16 protein-coding genes are annotated in these 23,868 nt (G+C 65.4%); 13 read left to right on the plus strand and 3 right to left on the minus strand.

The window, feature by feature from the left end:
• Positions 1–46 precede the first annotated feature (46 nt).
• The 3 genes from lpdA to ACTPOI_RS00695 all read left to right on the plus strand — a co-directional run bounded on the left by lpdA (position 47) and on the right by ACTPOI_RS00695 (position 3,357).
• Positions 47–1,474, plus strand: coding sequence for a dihydrolipoyl dehydrogenase (gene lpdA, locus ACTPOI_RS00685; protein WP_094291035.1), 1,428 nt, complete (start codon positions 47–49; stop codon positions 1,472–1,474).
• A gap of 84 nt (positions 1,475–1,558) precedes the next feature.
• Complete coding sequence (gene zapE / locus ACTPOI_RS00690; RefSeq protein ID WP_094291036.1) at positions 1,559–2,656, plus strand: cell division protein ZapE; 1,098 nt, start codon at positions 1,559–1,561, stop codon at positions 2,654–2,656.
• Positions 2,653–3,357 (plus strand): hypothetical protein, encoded by a 705-nt coding sequence (locus ACTPOI_RS00695; protein WP_440105518.1) that lies wholly within the window; start codon positions 2,653–2,655, stop codon positions 3,355–3,357. Before zapE ends, ACTPOI_RS00695 begins: the two co-directional genes overlap by 4 nt.
• A 136-nt stretch (positions 3,358–3,493) precedes the next feature.
• On the opposite strand, the gene ACTPOI_RS00700 is transcribed toward ACTPOI_RS00695, so the two are convergent.
• The gene (locus ACTPOI_RS00700) at positions 3,494–4,300 is read right to left on the minus strand and encodes a PP2C family protein-serine/threonine phosphatase (RefSeq protein WP_094291038.1); all 807 of its coding nucleotides are present in this window, start codon (positions 4,298–4,300) and stop codon (positions 3,494–3,496) included.
• 107 nt (positions 4,301–4,407) lie between these two features.
• On the opposite strand from ACTPOI_RS00700, the gene ACTPOI_RS00705 reads away from it, so the two are divergent.
• Positions 4,408–4,611, plus strand: a complete 204-nt coding sequence (locus tag ACTPOI_RS00705) for a YdcH family protein (protein WP_094291039.1) — start codon at positions 4,408–4,410, stop codon at positions 4,609–4,611.
• A complete protein-coding gene (locus ACTPOI_RS00710; RefSeq protein ID WP_440105521.1) occupies positions 4,611–6,671 on the plus strand; it encodes an ATP-dependent DNA helicase in 2,061 nt (686 codons plus the stop codon). The genes ACTPOI_RS00705 and ACTPOI_RS00710 overlap by 1 nt, the downstream gene beginning before the upstream one ends.
• Here the strand turns inward: ACTPOI_RS00710 and ACTPOI_RS00715 are convergent.
• A complete protein-coding gene (locus tag ACTPOI_RS00715; RefSeq protein ID WP_094291041.1) occupies positions 6,634–7,431 on the minus strand; it encodes an outer membrane protein assembly factor BamD in 798 nt (265 codons plus the stop codon). The two genes, ACTPOI_RS00710 and ACTPOI_RS00715, sit on opposite strands and share 38 nt — an antisense overlap.
• A gap of 196 nt (positions 7,432–7,627) precedes the next feature.
• Between ACTPOI_RS00715 and dnaE the strand changes: the two genes are divergently transcribed.
• The 6 genes from dnaE to ACTPOI_RS00745 all read left to right on the plus strand — a co-directional run bounded on the left by dnaE (position 7,628) and on the right by ACTPOI_RS00745 (position 19,312).
• A complete protein-coding gene (gene dnaE, locus ACTPOI_RS00720) occupies positions 7,628–11,167 on the plus strand; it encodes a DNA polymerase III subunit alpha (protein ID WP_440105523.1) in 3,540 nt (1,179 codons plus the stop codon).
• A gap of 121 nt (positions 11,168–11,288) precedes the next feature.
• Positions 11,289–11,657 carry an ATP-dependent Clp protease adapter ClpS gene (gene clpS / locus ACTPOI_RS00725; RefSeq protein WP_015013909.1) on the plus strand — a complete coding sequence of 123 codons (369 nt, stop codon included), beginning with the start codon at positions 11,289–11,291 and terminating at the stop codon, positions 11,655–11,657.
• 57 nt (positions 11,658–11,714) lie between these two features.
• Positions 11,715–14,063, plus strand: coding sequence for an ATP-dependent Clp protease ATP-binding subunit ClpA (clpA, locus tag ACTPOI_RS00730; protein ID WP_094291043.1), 2,349 nt, complete (start codon positions 11,715–11,717; stop codon positions 14,061–14,063).
• 587 nt (positions 14,064–14,650) lie between these two features.
• A complete protein-coding gene (locus tag ACTPOI_RS00735) occupies positions 14,651–15,958 on the plus strand; it encodes a dicarboxylate/amino acid:cation symporter (RefSeq protein WP_440105525.1) in 1,308 nt (435 codons plus the stop codon).
• A 91-nt stretch (positions 15,959–16,049) separates the two neighbouring features.
• Positions 16,050–17,969 (plus strand): sensor histidine kinase, encoded by a 1,920-nt coding sequence (locus ACTPOI_RS00740; RefSeq protein ID WP_440105527.1) that lies wholly within the window; start codon positions 16,050–16,052, stop codon positions 17,967–17,969.
• Positions 17,966–19,312 carry a sigma-54-dependent transcriptional regulator gene (locus ACTPOI_RS00745; RefSeq protein ID WP_252661472.1) on the plus strand — a complete coding sequence of 449 codons (1,347 nt, stop codon included), beginning with the start codon at positions 17,966–17,968 and terminating at the stop codon, positions 19,310–19,312. Before ACTPOI_RS00740 ends, ACTPOI_RS00745 begins: the two co-directional genes overlap by 4 nt.
• A 91-nt stretch (positions 19,313–19,403) precedes the next feature.
• Here the strand turns inward: ACTPOI_RS00745 and ACTPOI_RS00750 are convergent, their stop codons facing one another.
• Complete coding sequence (locus tag ACTPOI_RS00750; RefSeq protein ID WP_440105529.1) at positions 19,404–20,792, minus strand: lytic murein transglycosylase; 1,389 nt, start codon at positions 20,790–20,792, stop codon at positions 19,404–19,406.
• 234 nt (positions 20,793–21,026) lie between these two features.
• On the opposite strand from ACTPOI_RS00750, the gene sbcB reads away from it, so the two are divergent.
• Together sbcB and ACTPOI_RS00760 are read left to right on the plus strand one after the other, a co-directional pair.
• The gene (gene sbcB / locus ACTPOI_RS00755) at positions 21,027–22,472 is read left to right on the plus strand and encodes an exodeoxyribonuclease I (RefSeq protein WP_440105531.1); all 1,446 of its coding nucleotides are present in this window, start codon (positions 21,027–21,029) and stop codon (positions 22,470–22,472) included.
• 148 nt (positions 22,473–22,620) lie between these two features.
• The gene (locus tag ACTPOI_RS00760) at positions 22,621–23,868 is read left to right on the plus strand and encodes a cystathionine gamma-synthase family protein (RefSeq protein WP_440105533.1); all 1,248 of its coding nucleotides are present in this window, start codon (positions 22,621–22,623) and stop codon (positions 23,866–23,868) included.

The raw sequence follows: 23,868 nt of genomic DNA on the forward strand, positions 1-23,868 counted from the left end.
CTGCCCGCCGGTGGGTCTTTCTCCAACTGACTGAACGAGATTTCCCATGAGCAAACAATTTGATGTGATCGTCATCGGTGGCGGCCCTGGTGGCTACATTGCTGCCATCCGTGCCGCCCAACTGGGCTTCAACGTCGCCTGTATCGACGAGTGGAAGAACGACAAGGGCGGCCCCGCACCCGGTGGCACCTGCACCAACGTCGGTTGCATCCCCTCCAAGGCGCTGCTGCAGTCGTCCGAGCATTTCGAGCATGCCAACAAGCACTTTGCCGAGCACGGCATCACGGCCACTGGCGTCAAGATGGACGTGGCCAAGATGATTGCCCGCAAGGACACCGTCGTGAAGCAGAACAACGACGGCATCCTGTACCTGTTCAAGAAGAACAAGGTCAGCTTCTTCCACGGCCGCGGCTCGTTCGTGAAGGCTGCCGAAGGGGGCTACGAGATCAAGGTGGCGGGTGCCGCTGAAGAGACCATCGTTGGCAAACAGATCATCATCGCCACCGGCTCCAACGCCCGTGCGCTGCCCGGCACGCCGTTTGACGAAGAACTGGTGCTGTCCAACGACGGCGCGCTGCGCGTCGGCGCCGTGCCCAAGAAGCTGGGCCTCATCGGCTCGGGCGTGATCGGCCTGGAAATGGGCTCGGTGTGGCGCCGCCTGGGTGCTGAAGTCACCATCCTCGAAGGCCTGCCCACGTTCCTGGGCGCGGTGGACGAGCAGATCGCCAAGGAAGCCAAGAAGGCCTTCGACAAGCAGGGCCTGAAGATCGAGCTGGGCGTGAAGGTCGGCGAGATCAAGACCAGCAAAAAGGGTGTGAGCATTGCCTACACCAACGCCAAGGGCGAAGCCCAGTCGCTGGAAGTGGACAAGCTCATCGTCTCCATCGGCCGCGTGCCCAACACCATCGGTCTGAACACCGAAGCTGTGGGCCTGCAACTGGACGAGCGCGGCGCTATCGTGGTGGACGGCGACTGCAAGACCAACCTGCCCGGCGTCTGGGCGGTGGGCGACGTGGTGCGTGGCCCGATGCTGGCACACAAGGCCGAGGAAGAAGGCGTTGCCGTGGCCGAGCGCATCGCCGGCCAGCACGGTCACGTCAACTTCAACACCATTCCCTGGGTCATCTACACCAGCCCCGAGATCGCATGGGTGGGGCGCACGGAGCAGCAGCTCAAGGCCGATGGCGTCAAGTACAAGGCGGGCAGTTTCCCCTTCCTGGCCAACGGCCGCGCACGCGCACTGGGCGACACCACCGGCATGGTCAAGATGCTGGCCGATGCCGAAACCGATGAGATCCTGGGCGTGCACATCGTGGGCCCGCAGGCCAGCGAGCTGATCTCCGAAGCTGTGGTCGCCATGGAGTTCAAGGCCAGCAGCGAAGACATCGCACGCATCTGCCACGCACACCCCTCCTTGAGCGAAGCCACCAAGGAAGCGGCCCTGGCCGTGGACAAGCGCACTCTCAACTTCTGATATTTGAATAAAAAAGGGCTCCAGCGCCTGCTATTCATGCGCTGGTAGCTATCAAATTCATAGTATCAGAAGGGTGCGCATCCCGTGACAGTCAAACAGGCTTACCTGGCCGAGCTGGCCGCCAAAGGCTACCAAAGCGACCCCGCCCAGCTGCGGGCCGTGGATGCGCTGCAGCGCTGTGCCGATGAATGGGCCGCCTACAAGGCGCGGCGTTCCAACGCGCTCAAGAAGCTGATCAACCGGCCCGAGATTCCGCGTGGCGTGTACATGTACGGCGGGGTGGGGCGGGGCAAGAGCTTCCTGATGGAGTGCTTTTTTGACGCCGTGCCACTCAAGCGCAAGGTGCGCCTGCACTTCCATGAGTTCATGCGCGAGGTGCACCGCGAGCTGGTGGCGCTGCAGGGCACGCAGAACCCGCTGGATGTGCTGGGCGAGCGCATTGCCAAGCGCTACAAGCTCATTTGCTTCGACGAGTTCCACGTGGCGGACATCACCGATGCCATGATCCTGCACCGCTTGCTGGTGGCGCTGTTCGACAACGGCGTGGGTTTTGTCACCACGTCCAATTTCAAACCGGACGATCTTTACCCCGGCGGCCTGCACCGCGACCGCATCCTGCCCGCGATTGCGTTGCTCAACGAGAAGCTGGAAGTGGTCAACGTGGACAACGGCACCGACTACCGACGCCGCACGCTGGAGCATGTGAAGCTCTACCACACGCCTCTGGGCCCCGAGGCCGACGCCGAGATGAGCCAGGCCTTCGACCAGCTGGCCGAAGTGCATGACGAAGATCCGGTGCTGCACATCGAGCAGCGCGAGATCCGCGCACGGCGCAAGGCCGGTGGCGTGGTGTGGTTCGACTTCAAGGCGCTGTGCGGCGGCCCGCGTTCGCAGAACGACTACCTGGAGATTGCCACGCAGTTCCACACCGTGCTGCTTTCCGACGTGCCCTACATGCCGGTGAGCATGGCGTCGCCCGCGCGGCGCTTTACCTGGCTGGTGGACGTGCTGTATGACCGGCGTGTCAAGCTCATTCTGTCGGCGGCTGTGCCGCCCGAGCAGCTTTACACCGATGGGCCGCTGGCACACGAGTTCCCGCGCACTGTGTCGCGTCTCAACGAGATGCAGTCCAAGGAGTTCCTGGACCTGGAGCGTCGCATGGTGGATACGGGGCTGACATGATGCAGCGTGCATTTTTTGCTGCAACGGTGCTTGCCACTGTGCTGGTGCTGCCAGTGGCTCCCGTGTGGGCCCAGGCCGCCGATGGAACACAGGACAGCGCTCAGGCCGCTGCGGCTGCGCATCGCAAGGCCGAGCACGAACGCATCCGCCACGAGCGCGAGGCGATGGCTGCCGTGCGCCAGAAGGAGGAAGCAGCCTGCTACAAGCAGTTTGCGGTGGAGGACTGCCTGCGCAGTGTCCGCACCAAGGCGCGTGAAGCCGGCGATCGGCTCCGTGCCCAGGAGGTGGAGTTGAACGACGCCGAGCGCAGGGAAAAGGCGGCTGAGCGCCTGCGCTCCATTGAGGAAAAGCAGAAGGCCGTGCCGCCTCCGGCGTCCAGAGGGCAGGGCACGGATGCCACGGTGCGCAAAACCCCGGCAGACCCCGCGAGCACCAAGGCGCAGCGGGACCACGATGCCGAGCAGCGCGCACTTTTGCAGCGCAGCCGGGTCCAGCAGCATGACAGCGAGCAGGCTGCCCGTGCGGCTGTCCAGGCCGACCGCGCCGCCCAGGCGCGCATTCGCCATGCAGAAACCCTGAAAGCGGCGGAGGAGCGCCGCGCCCGGGTCGAAAAGTCCCAGGCTGATGCGGCCGCAAAGGGGCACCCGCCTGCTGCGCCGTTGCCAACACCGGCGCGCGCAGTATCCAGTCCAGTGCGCTGATTGCCTGAAAAGCACAGCAGGGGCATCGTCGGCCCGCTGGCCCATTGATTTATGGGGGCAAGCTGCTCCGCTGGTGGGTCGCCGTCATAGCAGCCTGGCTTCCAGATAGCCTGATACAGGCGCCGTGGGCTGTGGGTCAGGCGCGGCCTGCGTCGATCGGAACGAGGCGTGCGATCTTCTTTTCTTCGACCAGCGCTTCGATCTTCACGATGACCAGCGACAGGTTGTCACCGCCGCCCCGGGCCCGGGAGCGCGCCTTTTCAATCAGGAACTCGGTGGCTTCGCGGGGCGACAGCGAATCCACCACCGAGGCCAGTTCGGTGGGCGAGAAGTAGTGCCAGACACCGTCGCTGCAGGCGAGCAGTACATCACCCGGTTGCAGTTGCGGAATGATGTGGGTGGTGATGGGCGGGTCGCTCTCGGTGCCCAGGCAGCCCACCAGGATGTTTGAGTGGGGGTGGTTGTTGGCCTCGGCCTCGGTCAGCTCGCCCCGGTCCACCAGCGCCTGGACATAGGAGTGGTCGCTGGTGCGGAACACCATGCGGGGGCCCTGGAAATGGTAGATGCGCGAGTCGCCTGCATGCACCCAGTGGCAGTCCCCTCGGGGGTTGATGAGGAAGGCCGCAATCGTGCTGTGGGGTTCCTGTTCTGCCGAAATGGCCGTCAGGCGAATGACGATGTGGGCCTCTTCGACCATGTTCTTGAGCATGGACACCGCGTCGTCGGTGTCGGGCGAGTAGCGCTCGAACAGCTGCCGTGCGGTCATCATGACCTGGTCCGATGCCTTGCGGCCGCCACTGCGACCGCCCATGCCATCGGCGATCACGCCCAGCACGCAGCCATTGTGTCGGGCGTGGGAGATCAGGGCGACCTGGTCTTGCTGGTATTCCCGGTCGCCCTTGTGGATGCCGGTGGACGCGATGAGGCGAAACGCTTTGGTCATGCTGGTGATTGTGGGGGCGCGTGCACAAACGCTCGTCGTGAAAACGGGCTAAGCGCGTATTATCCGCCCGCCTGTGGCATTTTCGCCATGCTTGTGGCGCTCCTGCCTTGAAACCCAGCCTCCACTCTCCCCACCGACAACTGATCGAATTGCGCATGGAACATGCCGATCTGGATGCCTTGATCGATCGCTGCGCCCCCGATGCGGCGCCCGACGAACTGGCGCTGCGGCGGCTGAAGAAGCGCCGCTTGGTCCTGCGTGATGCGATGGACCGGCTGGAACGTGAGCTTCTGCCGCAAGAGCCTGCCTGATGGCGCTGGTTGACATGGTGGCGGAGGTGTTTGCCGCCGGTGGTGTTCTGGAGCGGGCGGACGCACACTTCCAGCCCCGCGAAGGGCAAACCCAGATGGCCTGCGCCGTCGCACGGACCATCGAAGCAGGGGGCGCCCTGGTGGTGGAGGCGGGTACCGGGGTGGGCAAGACTTTTTCTTATCTGGTGCCCGCCCTGCTCAGCGGCGAGCGGGTGCTGCTGTCCACCGCCACCAAGGCGCTGCAGGACCAGCTTTTTGCGCGGGACCTGCCCTGGCTTGTCGAAACGCTGGGCATGCCGGTGCGCATGGCGCTGCTTAAAGGCCGCTCCAGCTACCTGTGCCTGTACCGCATGGAGCTTGCGCGCCAGGACGCGCAGGCCCAGGACCGGGGCGTGGCGCGTGTGCTGGCCAAGGTCGAAGACTGGTCACACCACACCCAGTCGGGCGACCTGGCGGAACTGACGGGGCTGGATGACCGCTCGCCCGTGATTCCGCTGGTTACATCCACCCGCGAGAACTGCCTGGGTTCGCAATGCCCCCAGTTCCGCCCCTGCCATGTGCACCGGGCGCGGCGCGAGGCGCTGGCGGCCGACATCGTGGTCATCAACCACCACCTGTTTTTTGCCGATGTTGCAGTGCGCGAGTCCGGCATGGCCGAGCTGTTGCCCACGGTACGCGTGGTGGTGTTTGATGAGGCGCACCAGATCAATGAGACGGGCGTGCAGTTCCTCGGCACCCAGTTGTCCACAGGGCAGGTGACGGATTTCAGCAGGGACCTGCTGGCCGCAGGCCTGCAGCATGCCCGGGGCCTGGCGGACTGGGTGGGGTTGTCCCGCCGGGTGGAGCTGTCGGCGCAGGACCTGCGCCTGGTCGCTCGCACGGCCACGGGTGCCACCAAGCTGCGATGGGCGGATGATGCCCCGGAGGGATTCCCGGCCGAGCATTGGCACGGCGCCTTGCGCGGCGTGGCGCTGGCCTGCGCGCAGGCCCAGGAGGCGCTCGATACGGTCAGCGAGATCGCCCCAGACTTTGTGCGCCTGTATGAGCGCGGCTCGGAGCTGCTGGCGCGCCTGGCCCGCTTTTCAGGTCCCAGCGATCCCGAGGTGGTGCGCTGGGTGGATGTGGGCACCCAATTGCGGCTGGTCGAATCGCCGCTGGACATTGCCGATGCCATGCGCACGCGCTTGCTGGGAGCGCCTGCCGAGGCTTCTGAGGGCGCGGGCGGCGATGGCTGGCCGGATGACAGTTCCGCAGGGCCGGGCCGGGCTTGGATCTTCACCTCGGCGACCCTGGGCGACGACGAGCGCCTGAGCTGGTTCACTGAACGGGCGGGGCTGCAGGAGGCCCAAATTCTGCGAGTGGCCAGTCCGTTCGACTACCCGGCGCAGGCCGCACTGTATGTGCCGCGCCACTTGCCTTCACCCGCCGACCCGGCCCACAGCCCAGCGCTGGCGCAATGGGTGGGCCTGGCTGCCGAGCGGCTGGGGGGGCGCACCTTGGTGCTGACCACTACGTTGAAGGCGTTGCGCGCAGTGGGTGACGCGCTTCAGAAGCGGTTTGCATCATCAGGAGCGCTGGAGGTGCTGGTACAGGGCGAGTGGCCCAAGCGGCGGCTGATGGAGCGTTTTCGGGAAGGAGCTGACCATGGTCAGCCGGGCTGTGTGCTGGTCGCGTCCGCCACCTTCTGGGAGGGGTTCGATGTGCCCGGTGACACGCTGCAGCTTGTGGTCATCGACAAGCTGCCGTTTCCGCCACCTGGCGACCCCTTGGTCGAGGCGCGCACGCAGCGGATCGAAAAGGCGGGAGGAAAGGCTTTCAAGGCCTATGCACTGCCTGAGGCGGCCGTGGCGCTCAAGCAAGGGGCGGGACGCTTGATCCGGAGAGAGTCAGACCGGGGGATTCTGGTGGTGGGGGACACCCGCCTTGTCACCATGGGTTACGGCAAACGCCTGCTGGCCGCATTGCCGCCAATGCGGCGGCTGGAGTCGGAAGAGGCTTTTGAAGAGGCCTTGCAGGCGCTGCTCACCAGACCTTCCACCACGGATCCGACTTGCCCTTGAAGCCGCCACTCATATAGGGGCTTTGGGGATAGGACTTGTCCATCACGCGGCGCGCGTCATCACGCAACTGGGTCATGCCCAGGGCGTCATACGACTGGATCAGGATGTACAGCGCTTCCTCCAGCGCAGGCACGCCCTGGTAATCAGCCACGGCCACCTGGGCGCGGTTGATGGCCGCCACATAGGCGCCACGCTGGAAGTAATAGCGGGCCACATGCACTTCGTACTGCGCAAGCGAGTTGACGATGTAGGTCATGCGCTGGCGCGCGTCCTGCGTGTAACGCGAGTCTGGGAAGCGGGTGGACAGTTCGCTGAAGGCTTCGAACGAGTCCTTGGCGGCCTTCTGGTCCCGCTCGGACAGATCCTGGCGCGAGATGAAGGAGAACAACCCCAGGTTGTCGTTGAAATTCACCAGGCCCTTGAGGTAGAGCGCGTAGTCCAGCGCGGGGCTGGCTGGGTGCAGCTTCATGAAGCGGTCCAGCGTGGCGATGGCCTGGGCCTTTTCACCGGCCTTGTAGTGGGCGTAGGCCTTGTCGATCTGGGCCTGTTGCGCCAGCGGTGTGCCGGCTGCACGGCCTTCGAGCTTTTCGAGCAGCGGAACCGCCTTGTCGTAGGCGCCGCTGCTCATTTCGTCCTTGGCTTCCGAATGGATACGGTTGGGGCTCCAGCCGGCCGTTTTGTCTTCTGGGGTGCTGGAGCAGCCCGCCAGCAGACCGGCAAGCAGCAGGGCGGAAACGAGGGGCAATGGGGCACGCAGCATCGCAAGCAGCTTTCAGCAAATGAGGGAACAGGTGCACATGGGGCTGGGTTCGTCCGGGGCGTGAGTTGCGCTTCCGGCCCAAGGGTCCACAGGCATCTTGAACAGAAAAGGCATTGTACTGGGGGCCGTTGCCGCCCTGCGGCGCCGTAAGCTCTGCTTTCAGGTGGGCAGGTGCAGGGCTTTCTACAATGGCTCCATGTTTGTTCACCTGCGCCTGCACACCGAATTCTCCGTCGTGGACGGGACCAACCGAATCGATGAGGTGGCCAAGGCGGCCGCCAAGGATGGCCAGCCTGCATTGGCCATCACCGATCTCAACAACCTTTTTGGCGCGATCAAGTTCTACAAGGAAGCCCGGGGCAAGGGCGTCAAGCCTATTCTGGGTGCAGAAATTTTTCTGGAAGGCGAAGCGGGGGCGGCGCCATCGCGAATGATCGTGCTGGCGCAAAGCCGTCAGGGCTACCTCAACCTGTCAGAGCTGCTGGCCCGCGCCTGGACGCGCAACGTTGTCAAGAACCTGGCGCTGTGCACCTGGGCGTGGCTGGAGGAGCTGTCGGAAGGCCTGATTGCCCTCGCGGGCGCGCAGGCGGGTCCGGTGGGGCAGGCCTTGCTGAAGGGGGATGAGTCTGGCGCGGCTGACATCGCGCTGCGACTCGCGGGGATTTTTCCGCACCGCTTTTACATGGAGTTGCAACGCGCGGGCCGCGCCGACGATGAAGCCCATGTGGCCGCAGCGGCCCAATTGGCGGCGCGCCTGAACCTGCCGGTGGTGGCCACACACCCGGTGCAATTTGCCACGGCGGATGATTACGAGGCCCATGAGGCCCGCATCTGCATTGCCGAGGGCGAAATCCTTGCCAACCCGCGCCGGGTGCGCAAATTCACCCGCGACCAGTATTTCAAGTCATCGGCCGAGATGGAGGCGCTGTTTGCCGATGTGCCTTCGGCCATTGCGAACACGGTGGAAATCGCCCAGCGTTGCAACTTGACGCTGGTGCTGGGCAAGCCGCAACTGCCGGATTTCCCCACACCCAATGGCATGCCGATCGACGAGTACTTTCGCTACGCCTCTTTTGAGGGGCTGGAGGCGCGGCTCAAGCTGCTTTTCCCCAAAGAGTCCGACCGCGAACAGCAGCGCCCGCGCTATGTGGAGCGGCTGGAGTTCGAGATCGGCACCATCCTCAAGATGGGGTTCCCCGGTTACTTCCTGATCGTGGGCGACTTCATCCAGTGGGCCAAGGAAAACGGCTGCCCCGTGGGGCCCGGACGGGGGTCGGGCGCGGGCTCACTCGTGGCCTATGCGCTCAAGATCACCGACCTGGATCCGCTTGAGTACAACCTGCTGTTCGAACGCTTCCTGAACCCCGAGCGGGTCTCGATGCCTGACTTCGACATCGACTTCTGCCAGGGCAACCGCGACCGTGTGATCGACTATGTGAAGGAGAAGTACGGCAAGAACGCAGTGAGCCAGATCGCCACCTTCGGCACCATGGCCGCCAAGGCGGCCATCCGTGACGTGGGCCGGGTGATGGACATGAGCTACACCTTCTGCGACGGCATCTCCAAGCTTGTGCCGGGCAAACCGGGCATGTCGTACACCTTGCAGTACCCGCCCGAAGTGAAGAAGGAGGGCGACAAGAACAACTACGCGCTGGAGTTGGAGCCCATGCTCTACGAGCGCGTGCGCAAGGAAGAAGACGTCAAGACCGTCATCGAGATGGCGCAGAAGCTCGAAGGCATGACGCGCAACATCGGCATGCACGCGGGGGGCGTGCTGATTGCGCCGGGCAAGCTCACCGATTTTTGCCCGCTCTACCAGCAGCCGGGTAGCGAATCGGCTGTGAGCCAGTACGACAAGGACGACGTGGAGGCCATCGGCCTCGTGAAGTTCGACTTTTTGGGCCTGGCCACGCTCACCATCCTGGAGATTGCGCGCGAGTTCATCATCAAGCGCCACAAGGGCCAGGAGAACTTCACCTTCGAGACCGTGCCGCTCGATGATGGCAAGACCTACAAGCTTTTTCAGGACGGGCTGACCGAGGCCGTATTCCAGTTTGAAAGCCGGGGCATGCAGGGCATGCTCAAGGAGGCCAAGCCCAGCCGCCTGGAGGACCTGATTGCCCTGAATGCGCTCTACCGCCCGGGCCCCATGGACCTGATCCCCACGTTCGTGAACCGCAAGCACGGCAAGGAGCCGGTGGAGTACCCGCACCCCCTGGTCGAGCCCGTGCTGGCCGAAACCTACGGGATCATGGTGTACCAGGAGCAGGTGATGCAGACCGCCCAGGTGCTGGGCGGCTATAGCCTGGGCGGCGCCGACATGCTGCGCCGGGCCATGGGCAAGAAAAAGGCCGAGGAGATGGCCGAGCATCGCGAGATCTTCCGCAAGGGGGCGGCCGAAAAAGGCATCGGGCAGGAAAAGGCCGACGAGGTGTTCGACCTGATGGAGAAGTTCGCGGGCTACGGCTTCAACAAGTCGCACGCCGCCGCTTACTCGCTTCTGGCCTACCACACGGGCTGGCTCAAGGTGCACTTCACGGCCGAGTTCTTCTGCGCCAACATGACCGTGGAAATGGACGACACCGATAAGCTCAAGGTGTTGTACGAGGACGCGGTCAAGCATTTCGGCATGACCTTCGAACCGCCGGACGTGAACCGGGGCAAGTATCGGTTCGAGCCGGTCACGGACAAGATCATCCGCTACGGCCTGGGTGCCGTGAAGGGCACGGGCCAGCAGGCGATCGAAGCCATGGTGGCCGCACGCGAAGGCCGGGGCGAGGGGCCGAACGGGTCCACCACCGGGCCGTTCAAGAGCCTGTTCGACTTCTGCCTGCGCGTAGACAAGTCGCGCATGAACAAGCGCACGGTGGAGGCCCTTATCAAGGCGGGTGCGTTCGATTCGATCAACATGAACCGCGCGGCGCTGGTGGCGTCCATCGACCGGGCCTTCGATTTCGCGGCAGCCTCGCTGGCCAATGTGAACCAGGGTGGGTTGTTCGACATGATAGGTGATGACGCCCATGGCTCCAGCACGCAGGAGCCTGACCTGGTGGAGGCCTTGCCCTGGGGTATCAAGGAACGGCTCACGCTGGAAAAAACCGCAGTGGGCTTTTACCTGTCCGGCCACCTGTTCGACGAAGTGGCTACCGAGGTGCGCCGCTTTGTGCGCACACAGATCGACGAATTGCTCGACAGCCGCGAGCCCCAGGTGCTGGCCGGGATCATCAGCGACTTCCGCGTCATCAACGGGCAGCGGGGCAAGCTGGCCCTGTTCAAGCTGGATGACAAATCCGCTGTCATCGAGGCATCGGCCGATGAGGCCTTGCTCAACACCTACCGCAACCAGCTCAAGGAAGACGAGTTCGTGGTGATGATGGGGCGCCTGCAGCTGGACCATTTCAGCGGAGGCCTGCGCGTGAAGGTGCAGCAGGTGTGGGATTTGGCTGGTGCACGCTGCCGGTTTGGCAAGTACCTGCATGTGGTGGTGGGAGACAAGCTGCCCGATGTGCCCCGCCTGGTGCAGGAGTTTCCCGCGCGGCGGGAGGAGAGTGCCGAGGGCGAGGTCGCGGTGCATGGCCTGCGGGTGCGCATGGGTGTGCGCTGCAAGGCCGAGGACGCAGCGGCGGTGGCAGAGCTGCAACTGGGGGAAAACGCGCGGTTTTTCCCGTCGGATGCGGCCCTGGCGGCATGGACCGCGCAGGCGGGCCCAGGGGCGGCCACGGTGGTGTACGAATAGGGCAGGGGGTAAGCGGGCGGCGCGGTCCCAGGGTGTGGCTCCCTTTGTGGAGCCATGGCTTGAAAAATACCGGGTCAACTCCCAACTTCTTCAGCGGCAGCCCCCCGCGCGGGTCGCTAGAATGATTTTCATGGCAACAAAACCACCTTCACCCCCCACCGCGCCACCGGTTACACGGCCAGCGCGGGATGATGGCGGTTCGGTCGTGCTCGAAAGGCGCACGCAAAAGACCCAGCCGCCCCAGATGTATCAGGTGGTCATGCTCAATGACGACTACACCCCCATGGAATTCGTCATCGTGGTGCTGCAGGAGTTCTTCAGCAAGGACCGCGAAACAGCGACCCAGATCATGTTGAAGATCCACCTCGACGGAAAAGGCGTTTGCGGCGTGTACTCCCGCGATGTCGCTGCCACCAAGGTGGAGCAAGTGCTTGACGCCGCCCTCAAGGCGGGCCACCCACTGCAATGTGTCAGTGAGCCTGTTGAATAACAGGTCTTTGATCCCGAAATACAGTTATCCCTTCCACGCAAGCACAAAGGAGTTCACATGATTGCCCAGGAACTGGAAGTCAGCTTGCACATGGCCTTTGTTGAGGCCCGCCAGCAGCGCCACGAATTCATCACCGTGGAGCATCTGTTGCTTGCATTGCTCGATAACCCCAGCGCAGCGGAGGTGCTGCGCGCATGTTCGGCCAATATCGATGATCTGCGTTCATCGCTGTCGAACTTCATCAAAGACAACACCCCCCAGGTCGCCGGTACCGACGAGGTGGATACACAACCCACGCTGGGCTTCCAGCGGGTGATCCAGCGCGCCATCATGCACGTGCAGTCCACGGGCAATGGCAAGAAAGAGGTGACGGGTGCCAATGTGCTCGTGGCCATCTTCGGCGAGAAAGATTCGCACGCCGTGTACTACCTGCACCAGCAGGGCGTGACGCGCCTGGATGTGGTCAATTTCATTGCCCACGGCATCAAGAAAGGCGAGCCGCCGGAACCTGCCAAGGCCGAGAACCAGGCCGAGGGCGAAGAAGGTGGCGGTGGCGAACGCAACGAAAAGGCCTCGCCGCTGGAGCAGTTCACCCAGAACCTGAACCAGGCGGCCAAGGACGGCAAGATCGACCCGCTGATCGGCCGCAACTACGAAGTCGAGCGCACGATCCAGATCCTGTGCCGCCGCCGCAAGAACAACCCGCTGCTGGTGGGTGAAGCCGGTGTGGGCAAGACTGCGATTGCCGAGGGCCTGGCCTGGCGCATCACCCAGAACGACGTGCCCGAGATCCTGGCCGAGGCCACGGTGTATTCGCTCGACATGGGTGCGCTGCTGGCGGGCACCAAGTACCGGGGGGATTTCGAGCAGCGCCTCAAGGGCGTGCTCAAGTCGCTCAAGGACAAGCCCAACGCGATCCTGTTCATCGACGAAATTCACACCCTGATCGGCGCGGGTGCTGCCTCGGGCGGCACGCTGGATGCATCCAACCTCTTGAAGCCAGCGCTTTCCAGCGGCCAGCTCAAGTGCATCGGTGCGACCACCTTCACGGAATACCGTGGCATTTTCGAAAAGGATGCCGCGCTGTCCCGCCGCTTCCAGAAGGTGGACGTGGTCGAGCCCAGCGTGGCCGAGACGATCGACATCCTCAAGGGCCTCAAGAGCCGCTTCGAGGAGCACCACAGCGTGAAGTACGCCGCTGCGGCACTGCAGGCAGCAGCCGAGTTGAGCGCCAAGTACATCAACGACCGCCACCTGCCCGACAAGGCCATCGACGTGATCGATGAAGCCGGTGCTGCGCAGCGCATCCTGGTGCCCAGCAAGCGCAAGAAGACCATTGGCAAGGCCGAGATCGAGGAGATCGTGGCCAAGATCGCGCGCATCCCGCCCGCCAATGTCAGCAACGACGACCGCAGCAAGCTGCAGACACTGGAGCGTGACCTCAAGAGCGTGGTGTTCGGCCAGGACAAGGCACTCGAAGTGCTCGCTTCATCTGTGAAGATGGCACGCTCGGGCCTGGGCAAGGGCGACAAGCCGATTGGTTCGTTCCTGTTCAGCGGCCCCACCGGCGTTGGCAAGACCGAAGCGGCCAAGCAGCTGGCCTACATCATGGGCATCGAGCTGATCCGCTTCGACATGTCCGAGTACATGGAGCGCCATGCCGTGAGCCGCCTGATCGGCGCGCCTCCGGGCTATGTCGGTTTCGACCAAGGTGGTCTGCTGACGGAAGCCATCACGAAGAAGCCGCACGCGGTGCTGCTGCTCGACGAGATCGAGAAGGCGCACCCTGACATCTTCAATGTGCTGCTGCAGGTCATGGACCATGGCACGCTGACGGACAACAACGGCCGCAAGGCCGACTTCCGCAACGTGCTCATCATCATGACCACGAATGCTGGCGCCGAGACCATGAACAAAGCGACCATCGGTTTCACCAACCCGCGCCAGGCGGGCGACGAAATGGGCGACATCAAGCGCTTGTTCACGCCCGAGTTCCGCAACCGGCTGGATGCCATCGTCAACTTCAAGGCGCTTGATGAGCAGATCATCCTGCGCGTGGTGGACAAGTTCCTGCTGCAGCTGGAGACGCAACTGGCCGAGAAAAAGGTGGAAGTCACCTTTACCGACCAGCTACGCAAGCACCTGGCCAAGAAGGGCTTCGATCCGCTCATGGGCGCACGCCCGATGCAGCGCCTGATCCAGGACACCATCCGCCGTGCGCTGGCCGACGAGTTGCTGTTTGGTCGCCTGACCGAAGGTGGGCGCCTGACGGTGGACATCGAGATGAAGACCGACGACAAGGGGGTGGAAACGCCCGAGGTGTTGCTCGACATCCAGCCGCTGCCCAAGAAGGAGCGGTCTGCCAAGTCCGAGCCTGCTGAGCCGGAAGAGGCCACGGCAGACTGATTGCTGGCGAGTCCCGACCCGCTGTCTCCACCTCAGCGTCAAAGCCGGCCCCTCGGGGCCGGCTTTTCTTTTTGCTGGTGTGCTGTAAGGGGGGGGGCGGGAGGCTGGGAAAACGCAGGCAGGTTCTGGGCAGAAAGGGGGCCAGCACGTCCCTGGCCGCAACCTGCGGCGGAGCCCGTGCGGTTTGTGTAGGTTGATCATCGCCCTGGCTTGTTCGGAATTCCGAATGCACGGTGGTTGGAGTGCTCGGAAAACCGAACCTTAAGGCTGCCGTGCGTTCAGCTTTTTGCAGGTAAATCAAGGACTTGGCGCAGGGTCGGCGCCTGGCACATTGCGTGCAATGACGGTGCCAGGCCGCGCCCGACGCGGTCAGCCACTCTGGGGGAGACAAGCCTTGCCACAAGCCATTCACTGCGGGCGCGCCCATGCGCCCGGTTCCCGTCTGCGGTCGACATCGCGCCCACCCGGGTGAGCGCAGGTGTGCTCGCTGCGTTGCGCAGCCGTGCCGATTCCGCCGGAGGTGCGGCCGTAGCCGGGTTGGGCTGTTCGGCCGCTCCATGTTCGCTTCATCCATTCACACACATCGCATGAAACTCAATCGCTTGACCACGATGGTCATCCTGGCCATGGTTCTGGGGGTTCTGGTCGGCTACGCCTGCCACGCATGGGCGCCCACGCCCGAGGCTGCCAAAGAGATCGCGGGCTACTTTGGCCTGCTCACCGACATCTTCCTGCGCATGATCAAGATGATCATTGCGCCCCTGGTGTTCGCCACGCTGGCCGCAGGCATGGCCAGCATGGGCGATTCGCGCACGGTGGGCCGCATCGGCACGCGCGCGGTGGTCTGGTTTCTGGGGGCTTCCCTGATCTCGCTGGCTCTGGGGCTGGTGATTGCCAACCTCACGCAGCCTGGCAGCGCCTTGTCCATCCCGTTGCCCGATGCGGGCACCTCCACGCAGCTCAAGACCGGAGCGCTGAACCTGCGGGACTTCATCACCCAGGTGTTCCCCAAGAGCATCGTGGAGTCGATGGCCAACAACGCCATCCTGCAGATCCTGGTGTTCTCGCTGTTCTTTGGCCTGGCGCTGGGGCATCTGCACAACCAGGCCGCGCGCTCGCTGGTGGCCACGCTCGACGAGGTGGTCCATGTGATGCTCAAGGTCACCGACTATGTGATGCGTTTTGCCCCCGTGGGCGTGTTTGGCGCGGTGGCTGGCGCCATCACCACCCAGGGCCTGGGCATGCTGGGGGTGTTTGGCAAATTCATGCTCAGTTTCTACCTGGCCCTGGCGGCCCTGTGGCTGGTGCTGGTGTGTGCGGGCTACCTGGTGCTGGGGCGCGACGTGTTTCGCCTGCTCAAGCTGATCCGCACCCCCATGCTGGTCGGCTTTTCAACGGCGAGCAGTGAATCGGTGTACCCCAAGCTCATGGAACAGCTCGAAAAATTCGGTATCAAGCCCAAGGTAACAGGGTTCGTGCTGCCGCTGGGGTACTCGTTCAACCTGGACGGCTCCATGATCTACACCACGTTTGCCGCCATCTTCATTGCCCAGGCCTACGGGATCGACATGCCGTTGTCTGCCCAGATCACCATGCTGCTGGTGCTCATGGTGTCGAGCAAGGGGATTGCGGGCGTGCCCCGCGCCTCGCTGGTGGTGGTGGCGGCCGTGCTTCCCATGTTCCACCTGCCTGAGGCGGGTGTGCTGCTGATCCTGGGCATTGACCATTTCCTGGACATGGGGCGCACGCTGACCAACGTGCTGGGCAACGCCATTGCGACAGCCGTCGTGGCCAAGTGGGAGAACGCCATCGACCCCGTGCCAGAGGCACTGGCAGAGCGCGAAGAGATGCTGCCCGCAGCGGGCGACGACGAGGTGCAGCCCCGCGTGGCCTGATCCTTCTCACGCCGCCCGGAGGTGGCCTGCCGCCGCCCCTGGGATGAGCGGGCGGGGCGCAGGGGGGCTCGCTGCTAACATCCCACCCCCCATGCCTTTGCCCCGATCCTTGCGCCTGTTCACGGTCCTGCTGTTGCTGGCCGGAGTGGGGCTGAGCGGCGGGTTGGCCTACCTGCTGGCCCAGCGCCTGGGGCAGGCGCAGATCCAGGCCACGGGCCTGCACCGGCTGGAGCTGTACACGGCCAGCCTGCAGCGCGAGATCAGCAAATACGCCTTTCTTCCGGGCACGCTGGAGCTGGAGCAGGAGGTGCAGACCCTGCTGTCGGCCTCCGCGCCGGGCCGTGGGGCAGACAGCGTCAATGCCTATCTGGAGCAGCTCAACGAGCGCGCGGACACGCTCTCCATCTATGTGATCGACCTGCAGGGGCAGGTGGTGGCCACCAGCAACTGGCGCCGACCCGACAGCTTCATGGGGGAGGACCTGCGCTTTCGGCCCTATTTCCGGGATGCCCTGAGCACGGGCAGCGGGCGGTTCTTTGGCATCGGCACCACGCGCGGGGAGCCGGGGTATTACCTGGCGTCGGCCCTGCTCGACGGCAACCGCACCGTGGGTGTGGCTGTCACCAAGGTCAGCCTGGAGCAGCTGGAGCAGTCCTGGTCCACGGTCGAGGCGCCGGTGATCGTGACCGACGAGAACGGCGTGGTGATCCTGGGCTCCGTGCCCGACTGGAAGTTCACGGCGCTGCGCCCCCTGGACGACGCCACGCGCAAAGCCTTTGACCAGACCCTGCAATACAACCGAAAGGCCCTCACGCCCCTGGGCATGAAGGTGCTGAGCGACCTGGACCAGGGCGCGCGGGTGGTTCGCGTGGCGCGCGAGGGCACCGAGATGGCCTCCGTCTACCCCGTGACGGGACGGTTTCTGACCCAGTCACGCGCGCTACCGGGCACACCTTGGACACTGACCGTGTTCTCGCACCTGGCCCGCGCCGATGAGGCAGCGCAGAGCGATGCCCTGATTGCCACCATCGGTGCGGCCTTTGTGGCGCTGCTGGGCTTCATGCTCAACCAGCGCCGCCGCCATGAGCGCGACCGTTTGCGCGACCGCCTGGCCGCCCGTGAGGCACTGCAGGCCGCGCACGATGAACTGGAGCGCAAGGTGCAGCAGCGCACGGCCGATCTGTCCAGCACCAACGAGCGCCTGCAGTCTGAAGTGCAAGAACGCATCCGCGCCGAAGGCACGCTGCGCGCCGCACAGAACGAGTTGGTGCAGGCGGGCAAGCTGGCGGTGATTGGCCAGCTCTCCACCGGCGTGGCGCATGAGCTGAACCAGCCGCTCACCGCGCTGCGCACCCTGTCGGGCAACAGCGTGCGGTTTCTGGAACGGGGCGACTTGCCCACGGTGCGCGTCAACCTGGAGCGCATCGCCCAGCTGGCCGACCGCATGGGCCGCATCACCGGCGAGCTGCGGGCCTTTGCCCGCAAATCGACTGGCGAGCCTCAGCCCGTGCCACTGCGCGCCGCGCTCGCCAACGCGCTGGCGGTGCTGGAGCCGCGCATCCAGCAGACTGGCGCCCAGGTGCTGCTGGACCTGGCGGAGCCCGAGCCTGTGGCCTGGTGCGATGGCAACCGCCTGGAGCAGGTGCTGGTCAACCTCATCAACAACGCGCTGGATGCGATGGCGGGAAGCACTGCCCTGCGGGTCGAGATCCGCTGCGAGCAGCTGGCCACAGCAGAGGGTGAGCAGGTACACCTGCAGGTGCGTGACCTGGGCCCAGGCCTTACCGACGAAGCCCTGGCGCACCTGTTTGAGCCGTTTTTCACCACCAAGAGCTCCGGCGACGGGCTGGGCCTGGGGCTGGCCTTGTCGGCCGGCATCGTGCGCGAATCGGGCGGCACCCTCACCGGCGCCAACCACCCCGACGGTGGCGCTGTGTTCCACTTGGCCTTGCCCGCAGCCCCCCGCCCAGATTCGGAATCAGCCCCGGAATTTTCCCCCGACCGCCCATGACCCCCGACCTCAAGGTCCTCATCGTCGAAGACGACCCCGACATCGTGCTGGGCTGCGAGCAGGCCCTGCAGCTTGAAGGCATCGCCACCGAAAGCGCCCCCAGTGCCGAGCTGGCCCGCCTGCGCCTGGGGCGCGACTACCCCGGCGTGGTGGTCAGCGACATCCGCCTGCCCCAGATGGATGGCATGGCCTTCCTGCAAGAGCTCATGGCCGTGGACCCGGAGCTGCCCGTGGTGCTCATCACCGGCCATGGCGACATCTCCATGGCCGTGCAGGCCATGAAGGATGGGGCGCACGACTTCATCCAGAAACCTTTTGCCCCCGAGCAACTGGTGCGCGCCGTGCGCCGCGCACTCGACAAGCGCCGCCTGGTGCTGGAGGTGCGCCAGCTGCGCAACCAGCTGGCGCAGCGCGATGTGATCGAGCGCCTGGTGATGGGCCGCGCGCCCAACATGCAGCGCCTGCGCGAGGTGCTGGCGGGCCTGGCGGCCAGCACGGTGGATGTGCTCATCCACGGCGAAACCGGCACCGGCAAAGAGCTGGCCGCCCGCTGCCTGCACGAGGCCAGCCCGCGCAGCAAAGGCCACTTTGTGGCCATCAATTGCGGCGGCCTGCCGGACACCCTGTTCGACAGCGAAATGTTTGGCAACGAGGCCGGCGCCTTCACCGGCGCGGGCAAGCGCCGCATCGGCAAGATCGAACACGCCAGCGGCGGCACGCTGTTTCTCGATGAAATCGAGAGCATGCCCCTGGCCATGCAGATCAAGCTGCTGCGCGTGCTGCAGGAGCGCGTGCTGGAGCGCCTGGGCTCGAACACGCTCATCCCCATCGACTGTCGCGTGGTGGCCGCCACCAAGGTGGATTTGCTGGAGCTGTGCCGCCAGGGCAAGTTCCGCGAAGACCTGTATTACCGCCTGAGCGTCGCCACGGTCGAGCTGCCCCCGCTGCGCGATCGGCGTGAAGACGTGCCGCTGCTGCTGGAGCATTTTGTGATGGCCGCCGCCGCCCGCCACCAGCGCCCCGTGCCCGAACTGCCCGCAGGCCAGTTGCACCAGCTGCTGGGCTACCACTGGCCCGGCAATGTGCGCGAGCTGCGCAACGTGGCCGAGCGCGTGGTGCTGGGCATTGCCGCAGGCGCCGCGCCCTTTGCGGGGGCTGCGGGCGACGCCGGTGACGCAGCGCAACCCCAGGCCCTGGCGGCTGCGGTAGAGACGTTTGAGCGCACCCTGATCGCGGAAGCCCTGCGCCAGCAGGGCGGCAGCCTGGCCCGCACGGCCGAGGCCCTGCGGGTGGCCAAGACCACCTTGCACGACAAGATCCGCAAATACGGCCTGGGCTCCTGATTGCTGCCGTGCCCGCTGCCCTGGCGCCAGCTTGCCTGGTAGATCAAGCCGGAGAGGGGCAGGCGGCTGCAGCTGCTCCTGAAACCTGTTCTTACTTGGCAGGCGCGCCGCCCACCAGGCCCTGCAACAGCTCCAGCGTCGGATAACCATCGGCCACCAGGCCCTGGCTTTGCTGGTACTGGCGCAGCCCGGCGCGGGTGGCGGGGCCCAGCACGCCGTCGGGGGTGCCGGTGGCAAAGCCACGCGCATTCAGTGCCGATTGCAGCTGGCGTGTTTGCTCGCGCGACAGGGGCTGCAGGTTGCGCGGCCAGTCGGCCACCACACCGGGGCCGCCGTCCAGGCGCTGGGCCAGCAGGGCCACGGCCAGTGCGTAGCTGGTGGAGTTGTTGTAGCGCAGGATGGTGCGGAAGTTCTGCCCCACCAGAAACGCCGGGCCGCGTGCGCCCGCAGGCTCCAGCACGGCAGCCGATGCCAGGGTGGGCAGCGGGCGGCCATCCATGGTTTGCAAGCCCTCTGCCGCCCACTGGGCCGCGCTCTGGCGCACCGTCAACTCGGCGCGCGCATGGTCAAAGCCCGGGGGCAGGCGCACTTCGGCGCCCCAGGGCTCTTGCGATTGCCAGCCCGCATCGGCCAAAAAGCGGGCCGTCGATGCCGCCACATCGGGGATGCTGCCCCAGATGTCCCGGCGCCCGTCGCCGTCCGCATCCACCGCATGGGCCAGAAACACCGACGGCAAGAACTGCGTGTGCCCCATGGCCCCGGCCCAGGACCCCAGCATGGCTTCGGAGGCAATGTCGCCGAGGTCGATGATGCGCAGCGCGGCCAGCAGTTCGGCCTGGGCCCAGGCGCGGCGGCGGCCTTCGTAGGCCAGGGTGGCCAGCGCGTCCACGGTGCGGAAGCTGCCAAAGTTGCTGCCGTAGTTGCTCTCCATGCCCCAGATGGCGGTGACCACGCTCGCGGGCACGCCGTAGCGCGCGGCGGCGGCCTCCAGCGTGGGGCGGTGCTCGGCCCACTTGGCCTGGCCCTGGGCCACGCGCTGGGCCGATACCGCGCTGTCGAGGTAGGCCCAGGGTGTGCGCGAGAACTCGGGCTGGGCCCGGTCCAGCTCCACCACACGCGGCTGCCACTGCGCCTGGCCCAGCACATCGCGCACCGTGTGCGGCGCAATGCCCGCCGCCAGGGCCTGCGCTGCAAAGGCGGTGCGCCAGGCGGCAAAACCGGCGGCATGGTCGTAGGCCTCGGCTGCCACGGTGGATGCAGCGCCTGTGGTGCCTGTGGCTGCAGGTGCCGATGGGGTGCTGGGGCTGGCGGGCTTGGATGGCCCGGGGGTTGGAGCCGGAACCGCTGCGCAGCCCGCCAGCGCCAGGCCCACAAGCCCGGCCGTGAACCAGACCGCGAGTGGTGCGAGCCGTACAGAAGGAGAAGGTGGGCGGTGGGGCGGGGCGGCGGTGGTGGTGAATTCAGGGTGAGGGCAATGCATGCGCCATTGTCCCGTGCAGCCATGCCATTGCCCGGGCGCAGGTGTATCACGGCGTGAATGCCTGTGAGCATGCGGTGGGCTGCCCTGCAGCCGTCGGGTATGTATTGCTATCATTTATATAGCTATAAAGGCATGATGGACAGGCGGTGAGGGCCTAAAAAGCCTGTAAATCCGGTTACAGTTGCGCCTCCACCCCGCCTGCATCCCGCCTCGCCCCCTGTTTGCCCACCGACCATGGCTGCCCACACCTTCCTCTGGCACGACTACGAAACCTTCGGGGCCAACACGCGCCGCGACCGCCCCGCGCAGTTCGCCGCCATCCGCACCGATGCCGACCTCAACGAGATCGGCGAGCCGCTGATGATCTACTGCCAGCCGGCCAACGACTACCTGCCCGACCCACAGTCCTGCCTCATCACCGGCATCACCCCCCAGCTCTGCCTGGAGAAAGGCCTGCCCGAGCGCGAGTTTGCCAACCGCATCGAGGCCGAGTTCGCCCAGCCCGGCACCATCGGCGTGGGCTACAACACCATCCGGTTTGATGACGAGATCACGCGCTTCATGTTCTGGCGCAACCTCATCGACCCCTATGCGCGCGAATGGCAGAACCAGTGTGGCCGGTGGGATTTGCTGGACGTGGTGCGCATGACCTACGCGCTGCGGCCCGACGGTATCCAGTGGCCCAAGAAGGAAGATGGCACGCCCAGCTTCAAGCTCGAACACCTCTCCAAAGCCAACGGCCTGCTGCACGAAGCCGCGCACGATGCGCTGTCGGACGTGCGCGCCACCATTGCCCTCGCGCGCCTCATCCGTCAGCACAACACCAAGCTGTTTGACTTTGCGCTGAGCCTGCACAAGAAGGACCGCGTGGCCGCCGAGCTGCGCCTGCCTGCCACGGCCATCACGGCGCGGCCGTTTCTGCATGTGTCGGGCATGTTCCCGGTGGAGCGCGGCTGCCTGGGCGTGATGTGGCCGCTGGCCAGCCACCCCACCAACAAGAACGAGCTGATCGCCTGGGACCTGGCCCACGACCCGCGCGAGCTGGCCGCGCTGAACGTGGACGACATCCGCCTGCGCATGTTCACCCGCACGGCCGACCTGCCCGAAGGCGTCACGCGCCTGCCCATCAAGACCATCCACCTCAACAAGTCGCCCATGGTGGTGGGCAATGTGAACACCCTCACGCCTGCGCTGGCGCAGCGCTGGGGCATCGACCTGGCCCAGGCCGCGCAGCACGCCGAGGTGGCGCGCAGCCTGCCCGACATGAGCGGCATCTGGCCCGCCGTGTTCGCCCGGCCGCAAGAGCCCGCGCCCGATGTGGACCAGGACCTGTATGGCGGCTTTGTGGGCAACAACGACCGGCGCTATTTGAACGACCTGCGCAGCATGTCGGGCGCCAAGCTGGCCACCGCCCGCACGGGCTTTGACGATCCGCGCCTGACCGAACTGGTCTGGCGCTACCGGGCGCGCAACTTTCCGCAAACCCTTACCCCCGAAGAGCAGCAGCGCTGGGAGGCGCACCGCGCCGCCTGCCTGTTCGACGGGCAGGGAGGGGCGCGCACGGTGGAGCAGCTGTTCACCGAAATCGATACCCTCTCAGAGACCGCAGACGACGACCGCACGCAGGACATCCTGGGGGCCTTGTACGATTACGCCGAACACATTGCTCCTGAACGGTAGCCCCCTGAGGCGCTGAGCGCCTTCCCCCGGAGGGGGACGCACCCGGTGGCCTGGCAGAGCCAGTTCCACGGGAGCGCTGGCGTTACGGGCGCGCCGGTATTTATCGCCCCGCCTTGCACGTAGACCAGCAGATATAGCGTTGATTTTTATGACGACACCGCAGAACCAAAGCTTCACCACCCAGATCGTGCACGCCGACCGCCTGGGCGGCGCCGAGCAGGGCGCCATCCACCAGCCCATCCACACCTCGGTGCAGTACGGCTACGACAAGGTCGAAGACTTGATCGCCGTCTTCCAGGGCACCGCCAAGGGCGGCTTCAACTACGCGCGCCAGGGCACGCCCACCACGGCGGCGCTGGAGGCCAAGGTCACCAAGATGGAGCGCGGGCACGGCACCATCGTGTTCTCCACCGGCATGGCGGGCATCTGCGCCGTGTTCCTCACGCTGCTCAAGGCGGGCGACCACCTGGTGGCCAGCCAGTTTGTGTTTGGCAACACCAACAGCGTGCTGGGCACCCTGGCTGACCTGGGCGTGGAAGTGACCACGGTGGATGTGACTGACGCTGCCAACGTGGCCGCCGCCCTGCGCCCCAACACCCGCATGGTGTTTGTCGAAACCATTGCCAACCCCGGCACCCAGATCCCCGACCTGGAAGGCATTGGCGCGCTGTGCCAGCAGCGTGGCGTGCTGTACGTGGTGGACAACACCGTGGCCTCGCCCTACCTGTTCCGCGCCTCTACGGTGGGCGCGGGCCTCGTGGTCAACTCGCTCACCAAAAGCATTGGCGGCCTGGGCGACGCGCTGGGCGGCGCCATCACCGACACGGGCCTGTACGACTGGTCGCGCTACCCCAACATCTTTGCTGCCTACCGCAAGGGCGACGCCAAGGGCTGGGGCCTGCAGCAGCTGCGCAAAAAGGGCCTGCGCGACATGGGTGGCACGCTGTCGTCCCACGCCGCCCACCAACTGGCCCTGGGCGCCGAAACCCTGGCCCTGCGCATGGACCGCACCAGCGCCACGGCCCTGGCGCTGGCGCAGTGGCTGGAGGCCCACCCGGCCATCGCGCGCGTGCACTACCCCATGTTGCCATCGCACCCCCAGCACGCCTTTGCAAAAAAGCACCTCAAGGCGGGCTCGTGGCTGCTGTCCTTCGAGCTGCGCAACCCCGACCAATGCCTGCCCGTGTGCAACCGCCTGCAGCTGCCCATCAAGGCCACGGGCCTGGCCGATACGCGCACGCTCATCATCCCGGTGGCCCACACCATCTTCTGGGAGGCCGGCCCCGCCGTGCGCGCCACCATGGGCATTGCCGACAGCATGATCCGCCTGTCGGTGGGCCTGGAAGAGGCGGAAGACCTGCTGGCCGATTTTGAGCAGGCGCTTGCCGGAGCCTGA

The organism is Acidovorax sp. BL-A-41-H1 (genome assembly GCF_051942715.1).

Bases quoted from the DNA above. Each gene is read 5' to 3' on its own strand.
- ACTPOI_RS00735 (WP_440105525.1), top strand. From the start codon at position 14,651: ATGAAACTCAATCGCTTGACCACGATGGTCATCCTGGCCATGGTTCTG.
- ACTPOI_RS00710 (WP_440105521.1), top strand. From the start codon at position 4,611: ATGGCGCTGGTTGACATGGTGGCGGAGGTGTTTGCCGCCGGTGGTGTT.
- ACTPOI_RS00740 (WP_440105527.1), top strand. From the start codon at position 16,050: ATGCCTTTGCCCCGATCCTTGCGCCTGTTCACGGTCCTGCTGTTGCTG.
- sbcB (WP_440105531.1), top strand. From the start codon at position 21,027: ATGGCTGCCCACACCTTCCTCTGGCACGACTACGAAACCTTCGGGGCC.
- clpA (WP_094291043.1), top strand. From the start codon at position 11,715: ATGATTGCCCAGGAACTGGAAGTCAGCTTGCACATGGCCTTTGTTGAG.
- ACTPOI_RS00700 (WP_094291038.1), bottom strand. From the start codon at position 4,300: ATGACCAAAGCGTTTCGCCTCATCGCGTCCACCGGCATCCACAAGGGC.
- clpS (WP_015013909.1), top strand. From the start codon at position 11,289: ATGATTTTCATGGCAACAAAACCACCTTCACCCCCCACCGCGCCACCG.
- ACTPOI_RS00750 (WP_440105529.1), bottom strand. From the start codon at position 20,792: ATGCATTGCCCTCACCCTGAATTCACCACCACCGCCGCCCCGCCCCAC.
- ACTPOI_RS00760 (WP_440105533.1), top strand. From the start codon at position 22,621: ATGACGACACCGCAGAACCAAAGCTTCACCACCCAGATCGTGCACGCC.
- lpdA (WP_094291035.1), top strand. From the start codon at position 47: ATGAGCAAACAATTTGATGTGATCGTCATCGGTGGCGGCCCTGGTGGC.
- ACTPOI_RS00745 (WP_252661472.1), top strand. From the start codon at position 17,966: ATGACCCCCGACCTCAAGGTCCTCATCGTCGAAGACGACCCCGACATC.
- ACTPOI_RS00715 (WP_094291041.1), bottom strand. From the start codon at position 7,431: ATGCTGCGTGCCCCATTGCCCCTCGTTTCCGCCCTGCTGCTTGCCGGT.
- ACTPOI_RS00695 (WP_440105518.1), top strand. From the start codon at position 2,653: ATGATGCAGCGTGCATTTTTTGCTGCAACGGTGCTTGCCACTGTGCTG.
- dnaE (WP_440105523.1), top strand. From the start codon at position 7,628: ATGTTTGTTCACCTGCGCCTGCACACCGAATTCTCCGTCGTGGACGGG.